This window comes from Sulfobacillus thermosulfidooxidans (genome assembly GCF_001280565.1).
Taxonomy (GTDB): domain Bacteria; phylum Bacillota; class Sulfobacillia; order Sulfobacillales; family Sulfobacillaceae; genus Sulfobacillus; species Sulfobacillus thermosulfidooxidans_A.
This window is the reverse complement of record NZ_LGRO01000001.1, coordinates 2,224,270-2,237,859: the sequence shown is the minus strand read 5'-3', so window position 1 is coordinate 2,237,859 and position 13,590 is coordinate 2,224,270. Positions and strand designations below refer to the sequence as shown.

General features: G+C 46.9%; 14 protein-coding genes. 11 read left to right on the top strand and 3 right to left on the bottom strand.

The window, feature by feature from the left end; all coding sequences use genetic code 11:
- Positions 1-32 precede the first annotated feature (32 nt).
- Positions 33-1,901 carry an ABC transporter ATP-binding protein gene (locus AOA63_RS11120; protein ID WP_242848320.1) on the top strand — a complete coding sequence of 623 codons (1,869 nt, stop codon included), beginning with the start codon at positions 33-35 and terminating at the stop codon, positions 1,899-1,901.
- Between the two features lie 15 nt (positions 1,902-1,916).
- Here AOA63_RS11120 and rmuC read toward each other — a convergent pair whose 3' ends face one another.
- On the bottom strand, positions 1,917-3,407 hold the full coding sequence (gene rmuC / locus AOA63_RS11115) for a DNA recombination protein RmuC (protein ID WP_053959753.1): 1,491 nt from the start codon (positions 3,405-3,407) through the stop codon (positions 1,917-1,919).
- A gap of 1,352 nt (positions 3,408-4,759) precedes the next feature.
- Here rmuC and AOA63_RS11100 point away from each other — a divergent pair.
- The 10 genes from AOA63_RS11100 (at position 4,760) to AOA63_RS11050 (ending at position 10,702) form a co-directional block, all read left to right on the top strand.
- Positions 4,760-5,188: a hypothetical protein gene (locus AOA63_RS11100; protein WP_053959750.1), complete on the top strand. Its 429-nt coding sequence runs from the start codon at positions 4,760-4,762 to the stop codon at positions 5,186-5,188.
- Between the two features lie 878 nt (positions 5,189-6,066).
- Positions 6,067-6,366: a hypothetical protein gene (locus AOA63_RS11090; protein WP_053959748.1), complete on the top strand. Its 300-nt coding sequence runs from the start codon at positions 6,067-6,069 to the stop codon at positions 6,364-6,366.
- A gap of 9 nt (positions 6,367-6,375) precedes the next feature.
- On the top strand, positions 6,376-7,167 hold the full coding sequence (locus AOA63_RS11085; protein WP_053959747.1) for a hypothetical protein: 792 nt from the start codon (positions 6,376-6,378) through the stop codon (positions 7,165-7,167).
- The gene (locus AOA63_RS11080; protein ID WP_053959746.1) at positions 7,164-7,382 is read left to right on the top strand and encodes a hypothetical protein; all 219 of its coding nucleotides are present in this window, start codon (positions 7,164-7,166) and stop codon (positions 7,380-7,382) included. Before AOA63_RS11085 ends, AOA63_RS11080 begins: the two co-directional genes overlap by 4 nt.
- Before the next feature lie 25 nt (positions 7,383-7,407).
- Positions 7,408-8,241, top strand: a complete 834-nt coding sequence (locus tag AOA63_RS11075) for an FtsK/SpoIIIE domain-containing protein (RefSeq protein ID WP_053959745.1) — start codon at positions 7,408-7,410, stop codon at positions 8,239-8,241.
- 6 nt (positions 8,242-8,247) lie between these two features.
- Positions 8,248-8,436: a hypothetical protein gene (locus AOA63_RS11070; protein WP_139061569.1), complete on the top strand. Its 189-nt coding sequence runs from the start codon at positions 8,248-8,250 to the stop codon at positions 8,434-8,436.
- 20 nt (positions 8,437-8,456) lie between these two features.
- Positions 8,457-9,029 (top strand): hypothetical protein, encoded by a 573-nt coding sequence (locus tag AOA63_RS11065; protein WP_053959743.1) that lies wholly within the window; start codon positions 8,457-8,459, stop codon positions 9,027-9,029.
- Positions 9,030-9,160: 131 nt separating this feature from the next.
- Positions 9,161-9,403: a hypothetical protein gene (locus AOA63_RS20045; protein ID WP_053959742.1), complete on the top strand. Its 243-nt coding sequence runs from the start codon at positions 9,161-9,163 to the stop codon at positions 9,401-9,403.
- Between the two features lie 83 nt (positions 9,404-9,486).
- Complete coding sequence (locus AOA63_RS11055; protein ID WP_082343907.1) at positions 9,487-10,077, top strand: recombinase family protein; 591 nt, start codon at positions 9,487-9,489, stop codon at positions 10,075-10,077.
- Between the two features lie 229 nt (positions 10,078-10,306).
- Positions 10,307-10,702 (top strand): YjdF family protein, encoded by a 396-nt coding sequence (locus AOA63_RS11050; protein WP_197648391.1) that lies wholly within the window; start codon positions 10,307-10,309, stop codon positions 10,700-10,702.
- A gap of 303 nt (positions 10,703-11,005) precedes the next feature.
- On the opposite strand, the gene AOA63_RS11045 is transcribed toward AOA63_RS11050, so the two are convergent.
- Both AOA63_RS11045 and AOA63_RS11040 read right to left on the bottom strand, forming a co-directional pair.
- The gene (locus tag AOA63_RS11045; RefSeq protein ID WP_053959739.1) at positions 11,006-11,707 is read right to left on the bottom strand and encodes a hypothetical protein; all 702 of its coding nucleotides are present in this window, start codon (positions 11,705-11,707) and stop codon (positions 11,006-11,008) included.
- 117 nt (positions 11,708-11,824) lie between these two features.
- A complete protein-coding gene (locus AOA63_RS11040) occupies positions 11,825-12,556 on the bottom strand; it encodes a G1 family glutamic endopeptidase (RefSeq protein WP_053959738.1) in 732 nt (243 codons plus the stop codon).
- Positions 12,557-13,590 lie beyond the last annotated feature (1,034 nt).

Sequence of the window (13,590 nt, the reverse complement as noted above, 5' to 3'; positions counted from 1 at the left end):
AGGTGGGTATGCACGGATTTGGCGGGGGTCCCATGCATTCCATTTGGGAACAACGTCATTCATTAGATTATATGAAAGATGGCGAAAAACCTGGGCTTGAGACAGCAAAACGGTTGTGGAGAACACTTCGCCCGCACCGAGGAAAACTGTTTATAGTCTTGGGATTAACGGCACTGGGCGTAATCTTATCGCTTATCCCGCCTTTAATTATCCGGGCCATTATTGACCGGGCGTTAGCCCACCACCATCTCCATTTACTGTTTGCCCTAGCCAGCCTGCTTGTTATCATACCTGCTACACGAGCAATCATCACCGTGGCCCAAAATTATCTCAATACGGTCGTGGCTCAAGGCATTATTTTTGACTTGCGTACAGCTTTATACAATCACGCACAGGACTTGGGCCTTGATTTTTTTACCCATACCATGGCCGGCGACATTCACTCGCGCCTCATTAATGATCTCAATGCCGTCCAGCGCGTTCTGAGCCGCACATTAAGTGGCTTGTTCATCAATGTCTTAACGATTGTATTAACCCTCGGGACCATGTTCTATTTAAATGCTCGTTTAGCGATTATTGCTCTTTTTATCCTGCCTGCTTTTGCCTGGCCGGTAATGGCCTATGGACAGAAATCCTACCGCGTCATAACCAAGGCGCAGCGGGCGCTTAGCCAATTGACAGCCCATCTAGAAGAAACCTTAACCCTGTCAGGGATTTTGGTGGTAAAAAGTTTTGGCACCAAAGAGCGGGAGGCCCGTCAATTTCGCGCCTTGAGCGATGCGGTGCGGCACACCCAAATTCAACAAAGTTTAGTGGGGCAATGGTTAGGTTTAGTTGTTCAGATTCTCTCCGCTTTTGGTCCAGCCTTACTTTATGGGTATGGGGGCTACCTGGTCTTAACGCATCAAGCCGAATTAGGCACGATTGTCGCGTTTGCTACCTATCTCGGCCAATTATTTACTCCTGCCTCCGCGTTAGCCGGAGCCAATACCACCCTTATCGGCGGGTTAGCGGTATTTGATCGTATTTTTCGCTTTATCGATCTCAAAATTTCCGTTCCGGAACCTTTGGTATCAGCTCCCGAACCCGGTCCCACGCCTCACAGTCCTGTAGGCCTTATTTTCGAACATGTGTCCTTTTCCTACCCGTCGTTATCACCTCTCTCTTTGGATGCCAACACAAGAGCTTCTGAGCAGGTCCTAAGAGATATCCATTTTGAGGCACCAGCAGGCCAATTAACGGCTTTAGTCGGTCCGAGCGGCGCAGGCAAGAGTACGATTTTAGCCTTGGCGGCACGGTTCTATGATCCCGATGAAGGTCATGTGCTCTTAGGTCATCATCCCTTATCCCAGTACCGGGAAGACGTATTGCGCCGGGTCATTGCTGTTGTAACCCAGGAAGTCTTTTTATTTCACACGACATTAGAAGACAATATCCGCTATGGTCTACCCACAGCCAGTGAGCGTGATGTGCAAGAAGCCATCGAGGCGGCACAATTAGGCGATGTGGTCAAAAGCCTTCCACAAGGACTCAAGACGATAGTAGGTGAGCGGGGATATCGTTTATCGGGAGGCGAAAAACAGCGCGTGGCGATTGCCCGCGCCATATTGCGTAATCCCCGCATTTTGCTGTTAGATGAGGCAACCAGCTCGTTGGACAGTCACGCCGAACGGCTCATTGGAGAAGCTTTGGTCAGGCTCTTTCAGGGCCGCACTGTTATCGCTATTGCCCACAGATTATCCACAATTTTGGCGGCTGACCAAATTCTCGTAATCAACCAGGGTCAAATTGTCGAACGCGGGACGCACCATGAGTTGCTGGCCACAAATCCCCAAGGCTTATATGCCCAGTTATACCATGAACAATTTGATCCCCAAATGCCTTTAAGCACAGCGCCATAAGCCAGACCCCTAGAATTAATCCGGCAGTCCGACATCCACATTCTCTAAGAGAGAAGCGGCTTCGCCAAGAGGAACGGCTTCGACATTTCGTAATTTGCGTTCAATAGTACGCGAACGGGCTGCTGCAGTATCTATCGTATTACTGGCTTCTTGCAGTTTCTTTTGCGTTTTCTCCAAGATATCGCCGAATTTGCCAAATTCAGTTTTGACTGCTCCAAGAAGTTTCCACACTTCACTGGAACGCTTTTGAATTGCCAAGGTGCGAAAGCCCATCTGCAAGCTGTTTAACAAGGCCGTAATGGTGGTGGGACCTGTCACCACCACTCGGTACTCCCGTTGTAACATTTCCCAGAGTCCAGGCCTTCGTAAGACTTCGGCAAACAAGCCTTCAATGGGTAAAAACATTAAAGCAAAATCCGTCGTGTGGGGAGGATTAATATATTTCTCCTGAATACTTTTTGCTTCCGCCTTGATGCGGTTCTCCAACATTTTGGCAGATTCCATAGCTAAAGCCACGTCACCGGATTCTTCTGCCTCTACCAATCGCTGGTAATCTTCCAACGGAAATTTTGCGTCGATGGGTAGGAACACCGTATCATGGACATCTTCTTTACCCGGAAGACGAATGGCAAAATCCACGCGTTCTAGGCTGCCCTTTTTCACCGCAACTTTCTGCTCATACTGCTCGGGCGTGAGGATCTGCTCCAAAAGATGATCTAGTTGAATTTCTCCCAGCGTTCCCCGTGTTTTCACATTACTTAAGACTTTTTTCAAATCACCCACACCAGACGCCAGACTCTGCATTTCCCCTAATCCTTTTTGCACTTGTTCTAGCCTCTCGCTCACCAGCTTAAAAGATTCTCCTAATCGTTGTTCTAAGGTCTGGTGAAGTTTTTCATCTACTGTCGCCCGCATTTGTTCCAGCTTTTCGCTATTGTCTTTTTGTAAAGTAATAAGTTGGGTCTCGACGGTTTCGCGAACTTGTTCTAATTTGGTGGCATTCATCTGTGTTAATTCACTCAGTTGTTTCATAAAAGAATCGAGTTGATTCTTTTGTTGAACCGCCATTTCTTGAAGCTGGGCACGCAAATATTTATCTTGCTGGTTGGATAATTGCAGTGCTTCTCGGGCAAAATTGTCAAACCGTTCTTTTGCTGTGTCACTCATGTGCGTCAATGTATTTCCCAGCAAATCACGCAAATTTTCTAATTGGTTTTGCTGGCTTTTAGCTTGATGCTCCAAATCACTCACGAGTCTCTCTCTCAACGCGTTGAAATTATTCGTGACTTCGTCTCGCAACATTTTTTGTGCCTTGAGAGATTCGTCTCGAGTCAGAGCCATTTCCTCGCGCAATGTTTTTTCAAGGCGTTCCTGTCCTTTTTCCAATGTCGTCATCTGATGGGCAATAAAGTCTTGGACATTTTTGGCCAAATTGCCGGTCAACCATAAAATGAGCATGACTAAATTTAAGAGCAGCGACAATGAGACCATAATGTCTAGAACCATTGGCAATCCCCCACGTTTTCTCCATAATTAGATCCGGAAAATTGTTCCTCCCGAATCCACTAACTCTTCCCATTATACTGGGAGATCCATTTACTAATCGCCGAGAATCTTATGACTGTCGTGACTACCAAAGCATCAGCATAAGTCGGTCCGAATGACTGGGGGCGTCTCATCTTCCCACGCGAATTCAAATCTGTGACAACCTGGTTAGCAGCAACGAGTTGTCCATCACCGGCCGTAATAAATTCACGGAATCATTCCAAGGACTTGCCCTTCGACCGTTGTTGTGCCATTCGTGATCCAGATATAACCCGGGCGGTGGGAGCAATAGTGTGGAAAGCCATTAGGACTGATTTGCCACAGGTTGGTATTATCGCTTCCCCTAAATGATTGTTCACTTTTTTGTCGATAATTTACACTGCTTTCGCTTTCATTTTTTTCGTAGGGTGTACATACATATTTAGTGGGGTATGCACGTCTCGCTATGTTCCCGCCATAGACGTTCGACAATGGTATTTATAGTCAGCAGCGTAAATTGTTGCACTATTGCCGCGCCACACACGCTCTTCAGCGCTTTTATCCGCGGCCGATAGCCTGCAATGGATTTCGCGCTAATCTTTTTTGTCCCAGACCCAGTGCCCCTGATCCAGTGCTTTTGGCCCTTTACCATTTTTCTGGTAGTTCCGTTACCGTGATTTTTTCCGCATAGGGAAAACCCTGCCCGCAATGAACCAGTTTCGCAATCTTCTTCCTCAGTCATTCGCCCATACACGGCGTGCTTAGGGCGCATTCGTTTTCCAGTTAGCGGATCCCTGTAATCTAGCTGGACCTCTCACTTTTTGGGGTCATCCGTGGTATAAATATACTCCCTTGGCTTGGTTTGTTTTGGCATGTTCTTTATGAAAGAGAGATGCTATTTGCCTTGCTCAAAGCCGAACAAGCAAATCCAAACATAGCCATCTAATTGTTTTGTTCGATGCGAACGATCTGAAAAAAACCGAACGACGAACGGGGACGACGTGGCAAATTTCGGAAAACTACTCATAAAGTGTTGCGAGGCAATGATTGCAATGATTGTGGTCCAGAGAACACTAAAAGCAGCAATTGTGGTGAATGGCGGATTGGTTACACCGTCCCCGAACGCTGTGGACGTAAACGTTGTTCGGAATAGGATGACCCAGAGCATAACGGTGGTCACACCCACAGGCGAAGAACCGGCGTAGCAGGGCGATCCGATACGTTCTGGTCCGTGTTTGGGGTACTGGTGACCCGTGGCATGATGACGGGATTGCATCGGGTTTTGTAATGTATTAATAATATTAACAATGATAACAAGTGCCGGGGGGGTTATTATGGCAAAAGGGAATTGTGCTGCTAATCAGGTGGCGTGGGTGGCTTTGGTGCAACTGTTAAACGGAAATGCACTTTTTGAGTCAGACACGATTGATGGTATTCCGACCGTATACTACAGCACTTTAAATAAATTCCTTGCAAGTCAAGGCACCCCTGTCGGTGGCGATCGAAAAGTGGGCCCTGCCGCATTGGATTGCATTGAGCTATATTGTTTAAACCATAATCTACCTGATCTGACTGCATTGGTTATACGGAAAGACACACTAATACCCGGTGATGGCTTTTTTGAAATGAACCGAATATCCTCGACGAGCCCGGAACAGTTACGACCAAAATGGCTATCAATTGCCATTAAAGTTATGCAACACAAAGGCAAATTTAGCATTAAGTCACCCACTGATCTTTGCCATTACGGAAACTGCGTTTAAGTTCCATTACAGAGAGAACAATGCTACAGATCTCGTTGCATTGTCCAATAGTACGTAGCGCTAAATAATTATCGAACCACTGTACGGTGGAACTTAAAATTCCCACTAACTGTGCGGAGCCTTTATACCACGCACAAAGTAATGATTGCCACGGCTATAAGGTTGCCGAGCAATTCTTGTTCACGCGGTTTTCTAGACATATTTGTCATCCTTTCTTTTTTAGATTTTTGGAGCGGAAAAACGACCAATTTACCTAACGTAAAGTCCTATCCGGATCACTGGAAAGTCGTCTTTCGTGCGTCGGCCCCTGTGCGTCGGGCTGTGCGGAATCGTCCGCTGGAATAATCCTTTTTAGGCTAGGCAGTACAGTGTCTCTGCCGTATAATCCCCCAAGACCATATTGGGGGGATTTTTATGACTTATTACGCCAAATTCTTGGATAATTATCGGATGAATCCCGATTCACTCTGGACTATTCCAGACGATCAGTGGAAGAGTGACGGCGTGTTTGAGTTTTGCAAGCTAGCCGACGCCCTTTGGGTGGGCCGTATGACATTTTGCAATGACATATATTACGCAATCGGTAAGTCGATGCAAAATGTGCGAATTGCCTTAGAACAATGGTGATCACACTTAGCCCACAATAGCGCGGGCTAATACTTGTGCCACAAAGCTCGCTAGATTCCAGACCACCAGACCACCAGCCCACCGGCCAGCAAACCGATGAGCCATGTCCGATTCGCACGAAGTTCGGCGCGGAGAAAATTTTTCATATGGTCACCTCCTGTTTTTTCTTTTCTTTTCTCTTCTCTATTCGGGAAAAAAATGAAAAAAATTGCACCAAAGCGGTCACAAATAGATTTTTTTGACGAATAATCGTGTGTCTGAAAAAACAGTACCGCACAGGAGGAAAACAAAAAAATGGAGAAAAAGAAAGAAATTATACAAAAATTTTTCATCATTTAGAACGGCGGTTTGTGATTATTGCCGTGATCATGGTCGTTTTTAATATCATTCAAGCATGGCTCCCTGTTTGGCTGACCGTGTTCTTTCCGCTTTTGGCGTTGACCGCGTTGGTGGGCTGGAATTTTGTGCCGTGGACACAGGTAAAAGGGCAATGGGTGCAAGGCAAAGCCCAATGGGACAAAAACATGGAACAAGTAAACAGCGTAAAATAGGCGGTGGTGTTGTCGAACGCTGGAGAACTGCAACAGATCGTCGACAATTTTGATTATGCGTCGGCGCCTCTTTATTCGAAAGATCATTTCCAACGGAATTGGACCCTCGCCCTGTTTGCCGTGGTGCTGATCAGTCCGGCTTTTTTACATCATGATATTTTTGGCTATATTGCGTTAGGCGTCGCATTCTTCGGTGTAACTTATCTCGCCGTGGTCAAGCACAATCGCGCTGTCCACGCGCTCCAAGAGGCGTTTCCCTATATTCCATGGCAAAATGATCAATGGAAACCGTTTCGATCCGTGGGCATTCAAACAATTAAAGCCAAACAAGACATTTACCAAGCGTTGCCGTTTGTGCCACCGACCGTTTGGACACGGGACGATATGCTAGAGGCCCTAGAAAAAATGTGGCACAAAATCTTTTACGACGAAATGTTCTCCAAAACACACAATCTGATGACCGAATTTCAACGCGTGTTTGACGAATCCGAAGCAAATTTTACGATACAAAAAGAACAGCGCACTCGCACAAAAACCGACGGGACGAAAGAAACCTATTGGGACGAAGTACAAGAAAAACTTCTCACATTTCGTTTAGACAACAAGGGCTTTGGTTATCAGTTGTCGAACAGCGCGCCTGCTGGCCATATAAACAAGTTCGCCAGATTGGTGCAGAGCGAACGCCTACAAGCCTTGCTAGCAGAAATCAACGCCTCGACGACCATTGCGCGTTGGACATTTAACATTGAGCACATGCGCATGGATGTTCAATTTCAGCCCGACGCAGCGATGAACATTTGAAACAGTCGCTAGGGTATCCCACTGACGCCGAAGTCCCGGTAGGCGAAGAAGAAGAGACTTTGGACTTTGATACGCTGAACGAAGTCCCCACATCCATTGCCCGATTTTATCATGACGGACCGGGATTGGATCTTCTCACCCCACCCAATACCCATTTGGTAGGGCGCAAAAACGAAGGCGTTGGGGCACAAAAAGCCTTGGGCCCAAGCACTTAACGCCCAAGGCTTTGAAGGCTGCACAGTGACCGTGGATGGCGTGGGGCTAACCTTCATTTCTCTTTCTATCGTTCCACCGAAAAACGGGAACCCCGGTAAAATTATTAACGCGACAGAAAACCTCAAAATTGTGGCGCAAGGAAAACTGCCCAACCTCAGAATTTATTCTGATAACACGGGGCTAAAAGCGGAAGTGTTGCGCAAACATCGCGAAATGGTGGCGTTTTCCCAAGTTCTTCCCGCACTAGGCGATAAAAAATTTGCGTTGCCCGTTGCGTTAGGTGCCGATAGCCAAGGAAAACCAGTCGTTTTCGATCTCGCGGAAGCGCCGCACCTTTTGATCGCCGGCACGACAGGCAGTGGAAAAAGTGTCGCCGCGCACGCGATTCTCTGTTCTCTGCTCTTCACCCTGCCCTCGAAAGACCTACAACTTATTGTGGTTGATCCGAAGAAAGTTGAAATGGCCGTTTATAAAAATGCTCCCCAGGTAACATTTTTGCATCGTGCTGAGGATGTTGTAGAAGTGCTCGATAATCTTGTAAATCAAATGGAAGAGCGCAATGAAAAATTTGAGGCCGTGGGGGCGCGCAATCTCGCATCGTACAACGCCAAAGTCGCGCCTGATCAGCGTTTGCCGCGCATTGTCTGTTATGTCGATGAAACTTTTGATCTGTTCCTTGGTGCGGAAACAAGCGTTGAAGACAAAAAAGAAGGCAAAGAACTTCGTGGGCGCATTGAAAACGCCCTGACACGGCTTGCCCAAAAAGCAAGATCCGCAGGAATTCACCTGGCACTTGCTACACAGAAACCCACCGTGGAGGCCGTGCCATCTTTGCTCCGAGGCAATCTCCCATCGTGATTGGCCATGACTGTCGGTACGACGGCAGAAAGTTTGGTTGCGCTGGATGAAATGGGTGCAGAAACCTTGGCCGGCAAAGGGGATGCGCTGTTGAAATTGAACAGCGCACGCGCACTCGTGCGCGTTCAGACGGTATTCATTTCTGAAGATGAAGTGCACCTATTGGTCAATGCGTTAAAAACCGCTTGGAAATAAAAACAGAGGAGAAACATCCAATGAAAATAAACCAAAAAACTCTTATGATTTCCGGAAGCATAATAGCTCTATTAAGCAGTGGCACGGTATTTGCCGCGTCACAACCCACACAACATCTGGTGAAAATTTCTCGTGCAAGTGTGGGCAAATACGCAGAAACGGGCACGGCCTTTGGGAACACGAACCAAGTGTATGGTGGCGCGGGAACCTATTTCTTGGTTGAATATCCCCAACCTTTTTATGTGGGAGATAAAATTTTCGTTCAGATCATCACGCAGAACACAACCCATTGGACTGTTGGTTTTTCTCGCCCTGTTCAAATTCATTTGGTTGCACCAGAGATTGCTAGCGGATTCCCGACCGCTGCGGGAAATGATTTTACCACAGAATATGTGGCCCAAGCCATTCGCCCTCAGATCAGCCCCACAGCCATCGTGGATCAAGTCAAAAATATATATGGAAACTGGGCCACGCACGCTGACTTTTTGGTAACGCCCAACACCACCGATACCACGATGACCGTAACGGATACAAAATCCCATGCCCAGTGGAGTATTGTCTTGCCAACACCTCAACAACCCCCTCATGGCTAGCGTTTTGGCGTGAAACCCTTGCAACAAGCCCTCAAAATTGGCGGATCGTTTTCTGTCGTCTCAAAAAATCCGACGCAAGCAGCACAACGGCCCAATGGGTAAAACCCCAGGTGGGGCAGTCCGTAGGGTTTATGCTTACGCAAACGGGGGCCACGCCACAAATCACATCGAGCTTTAAAACCCAACTCATTCCCGTCTTAGGAATTACGGCACAACAAGTAGAAACCCCCAGCCAAATTTCTGAAGGTGTATCAAAAACTGTATCAAAAGTCGGAGAACGCTTTCTGTTTCTGTGGTGGTTATTATTGGCATTAATCGCGTTGTTTTTCATCCTGTTTTGGTATGTGCGGCGACGTCGCAACCGAAAAAAATGAACAAGAGGCCCAATAAATGCATGACAAAAAATCATTGCGCATTGCGCTGTATGCCCGTGTGAGCACGCGGGACAAAAACCAAAATCCCGAAACGCATAACCCCACTCAGAGAATTTTTCCAAGCCAATGGTTGGGAGAACATTCTAGAATATGTGGATACCGCCAGTGCTAAGGATTTTAAACATCGGACCGCATGGCAACAATTGATGACGCACTGTTCTAAGAGAAAAATAGATTATGTGCTGGACTGGAAATTAGATCGGGCGTTCCGTAGTGTGCTCGATGCAGCCAATACCTTAGAAAATTTTAAGAACTGGGGCGTAGCTTTTCGGTCTTATCAGGAGCAATGGCTGGATACAGGGTCTGCGTTGGGTGAAGTCCTTTTCTACATTACCGCCGCCTATGCGCAATTAGAACGATCCATGATCCAAGAACACGTCAAAGCGGGCTTGGATCGGGCCAAACGCGAAAGCAAAAAGCTGGGGCGACCACAAGTGGATGAAAAAAAGCTGAAAAAACTCCAACCCTACTTGCCAAAAATCGTCGCTGGCGAAATGAGTTACCGCAAAGTCGCGCAAGAAACGGGGATCAGTGTGGGGACGATTCAACGGCAAATAAAAAAAGTGGCATGCCACATAAAAAATGCCTGTATCAAAAACCCTCGCAAAATGTGAAAAAATAATAAACACTTTCTAAAACGCGAAAAGCCTTGTGGGAAAAGGCTTTCCACACAATTTTTCCGAAACGATCTCCCACAGAAAAACCTAGGAGACAAGTGTACCACAAAGATGTCTTTTTAACACACATAAAGAACATTATGATATTATGAATTTTTGTTTAGGTTATTATTCGCTTTTAGTCCTCACACTTTCTTTAAGGGGAATTTCGTTGAAACTAACCATTATGCATGACGGACAATTTTGGATCGGAATCCTCGAAGCCGAAAACTCAGGCCAGCTAAAAGCTGCCAGAATTCTCTTCGGGTCCGAACCGAAGGACACGGAGGTATTAGAGTTCATCAATAGAAAAATGTTATGGATTCTAGACACAGTAAAGACATCTATTCCCGCTGATCGGTCTATCGAACGCCGCATCAACCCGAAGCGCAAGATTCGAAAAGCTCAAAAAGAGATGATGTCTCGATCAGTCAACACAAAAGCACAATTAGCCATGCAAGAAGAGTTGGAATCCAAGAAAAAAGCACGTCAGGTACGGTCCAAAGCACAACGGGAAGCAGAAGCAGAATATAAGCGCGAGATTGCCAAGACAAAAGCAAAAGAGAAACATCGAGGGCATTAATCTGCAACATTGGCTTACTGTAGCGGCTACAGGAGATTACATCATGACCAGATCATGTCCTGTCAAGTGGTGTAAAAGCTAATGTATAAATAAGCTCAATAAGCGACATAGAGGTTATCTGGGAATGTATGAAACGAAATAATACATCGGAAACTGTACGCAGGTCCCTTCTGTAAGTTTTATCCAAATAAGACTGTCCCTACAACCTGACTTATCTGGGATGCATGTCACAAAATCCGTTTTGGCCACCCCATATCAAGCGCCCTGTAAACCTACGTATCCATCACAAATCCCGCGTACCCTCTAACTTTTAAGGATTTTGCTCTCTTTCGATTGCGCGAATAATACAACGAGAGCGGGTAAAGCGATACCCGCTGACACGGTGAGGATGATTATATAGGTTGACCATGGGAAGATCAATCCAGAAGCTGGGATCCCCCACGACTGGCTAAGTCCCGCTCCACCTATTGTGATGTTATAGAAAACACGCAAGGGCAATAAATAAGGCTGGAGGCTCAGTCCTTCGATGACCATCAGGGTTAGAGCAGCGAGGATGCCTGCCACCATGCGATATCGGCCAACCCAACGAGCCATGGTGCCAAGAAATACTCCCGCCACAGTACTCGCCGTTCCAAGAAATAAAGTAGCCGAAAACCCGCCGAGAGCGAACAGCAGAGGCTCTGGAGCTTGGGCGGCGATGCGACCGCGACTTTGAATCACCAAGATCAGCCAGATCATGGTGGCTGATAGAACAAAGGTGAAAAGAAGACTACGCCAGGTGTTCCAGAAAGCACGCCAAGGAGAGTCGACCAATAGAGCCATGAAGATGCTGAGGAACGGATTCACAATCGCCGACATTCCCCATGTGGCTTCAACAAATCGCCATGGGAGGGAGGGAGTATTAATCCCTAAGCCGCTGGAGTCTCGGAGAACCCCCGCTAGGATTACAATGGTCACCATGAAAAGGGATACCGCCAACCATGGCCGGGTAACCAGACGCGGCATCGATCTGCCTCCTCTCTTGAATGCTAAGAGATCTCGGTTAAAGATCCTCTAATCTATCCTATGCTACACCGTTCCGTGTTGCATAGGATAGATCCGAAACCGCCGCGGTGAAGTGCTTTAAGTCGCACTATTCCACCACACTGCGAATCCATCTTCACTTGTCTGAATGCTTCCAGGATAGGCCATTTCATTTCCAGAGTTGTCTTCCATAATATATTTTTCGTAATTTTGTTGATCAAAATTGCCGGTCCCCGTCCCATTATTCCACACCATGGAGCAATTCGAAAATTGTGTACCGACGAAATTAGGTAGGTACGCGCCTTGCGTTTCAACAATAAAGTCGGCAGAAGCTCCGGAGTAATCTGGCGAGTAATTTGCAAAGGATGAGTACTGGCCAGTCGTTTCATTTTCAAGAAAGTAGGAGGTGGAGCTGTCGCCCTTATACGTGACCTCGACAAACACTTGATTGTCAGCATTTACCACCGGGCCTTCATAGACTGGGTTTTGGTAGGGAGCATCTTCTGTCCAAAAGCGATACTGAGCGGTTGCTGTCGCAATATCGGCCGTACCGGCCTGAACGAGACCAGAGTTTGATGATGCGGTGCCTCCGAGTCCGGTCCACATACCGACTTTTGGCGCATTCTGCCAATCAGAGTTCGAATAGCTAGAATTGCTAGGAATATTGGACACATTCCAACTAGACATTACGTTATCATAGGTGATATTGCCGTTGTTAGACGCGAGATTAGCATATCCAGCCCAGTTTCCGGCACTTGTCCCAGATAGACTCGCCCATTTTTGTGTTCCAACTACAGGATTTGATGCTACTTCCTGTTTAGCTCGGGTCATAGCCTGTTTCCCTGATTGTAACGAGGCCGCATTGGATGGCTTCTTTGGAAATCCGTATTGTGCGAGTTCCTGATTGGAAGCAGTCAGAGGATTAAAACCTTTCGGTGGATGGGAAAAGATCTTGAGCGGTTGTGCTCACGATGGGATGGTTGCAGCAAATGTTGTACTACCCAACGCAACCACATTGAATCCTAAAACCAAGCCCATGGTCATAGTTCCTGCCAGAAACCGTATAATCATATTTTTCATGTAAATTCATCTCCTGATCGTTAAGGTAGTCATAATAGTTAGTACCTACTCAGCCTCGTCATAAATCATGCTGGCCATTTATTTGTGGTGCCGTCGGTCCCCACTGAGTCGTTACCCCATGCGAATATTTCGCTGGCTCTTCTCTACACATACCGTGGATAAGTTCACTGGCATCATATCGTGAGGAATCACATGTGATTCCTCACGATAATACAAATATTTTAACACGGTAAGATTTTAAGGGCTGGTACTTTAAAATATTTTCAGAAGTGTTTTCCGTACCATCGTACCTTGCGGGCGGTAAAAATCCACGAAAAAATCTCCGGTACCTTCTACAGCGTGCACGGCGCGGTACAGTCACGTTTGTCTTAACCAAATAAACGTATTTTTACCGGGAGAAATCCGCGTTTTGTTGGCGGGACTCCCTACCGGTTTAATCGGCGGCGCTTTGGTACACGTCTCGCGGACCGCCTCCTGATGGATTGTTTCACGGCCTCGCCCCACCCCTACGAGACGTGACCAACCGCCTGACATAAGGTGTCATCGGCCAACAAACGCACACGAAGGATTCGTCATAAAGTAGAGAAGGTAGATAGAAGATACTCATTGCTATACACGATATGCATGCTATACACGATGTACCTATGAGAAAAGTCAGCAAAAATCTCGCAAGACTTTGGTGGGAATAAATAGCGGGTATCACAACGTCGGGAATGTCACAACTGCTATGGTTGCCATTTTCCGCCAAATGGAGCCGTCCCTGCCACCTGAGTTATCTGGGGATG

Bases quoted from the DNA above. Each gene is read 5' to 3' on its own strand.
- AOA63_RS11120 (WP_242848320.1), top strand. From the start codon at position 33: ATGCATTCCATTTGGGAACAACGTCATTCATTAGATTATATGAAAGAT.
- AOA63_RS11070 (WP_139061569.1), top strand. From the start codon at position 8,248: ATGACTGTCGGTACGACGGCAGAAAGTTTGGTTGCGCTGGATGAAATG.
- AOA63_RS11050 (WP_197648391.1), top strand. From the start codon at position 10,307: ATGCATGACGGACAATTTTGGATCGGAATCCTCGAAGCCGAAAACTCA.
- AOA63_RS11100 (WP_053959750.1), top strand. From the start codon at position 4,760: ATGGCAAAAGGGAATTGTGCTGCTAATCAGGTGGCGTGGGTGGCTTTG.
- rmuC (WP_053959753.1), bottom strand. From the start codon at position 3,407: ATGGTTCTAGACATTATGGTCTCATTGTCGCTGCTCTTAAATTTAGTC.
- AOA63_RS11040 (WP_053959738.1), bottom strand. From the start codon at position 12,556: ATGACCCGAGCTAAACAGGAAGTAGCATCAAATCCTGTAGTTGGAACA.
- AOA63_RS20045 (WP_053959742.1), top strand. From the start codon at position 9,161: ATGCTTACGCAAACGGGGGCCACGCCACAAATCACATCGAGCTTTAAA.
- AOA63_RS11065 (WP_053959743.1), top strand. From the start codon at position 8,457: ATGAAAATAAACCAAAAAACTCTTATGATTTCCGGAAGCATAATAGCT.
- AOA63_RS11045 (WP_053959739.1), bottom strand. From the start codon at position 11,707: ATGCCGCGTCTGGTTACCCGGCCATGGTTGGCGGTATCCCTTTTCATG.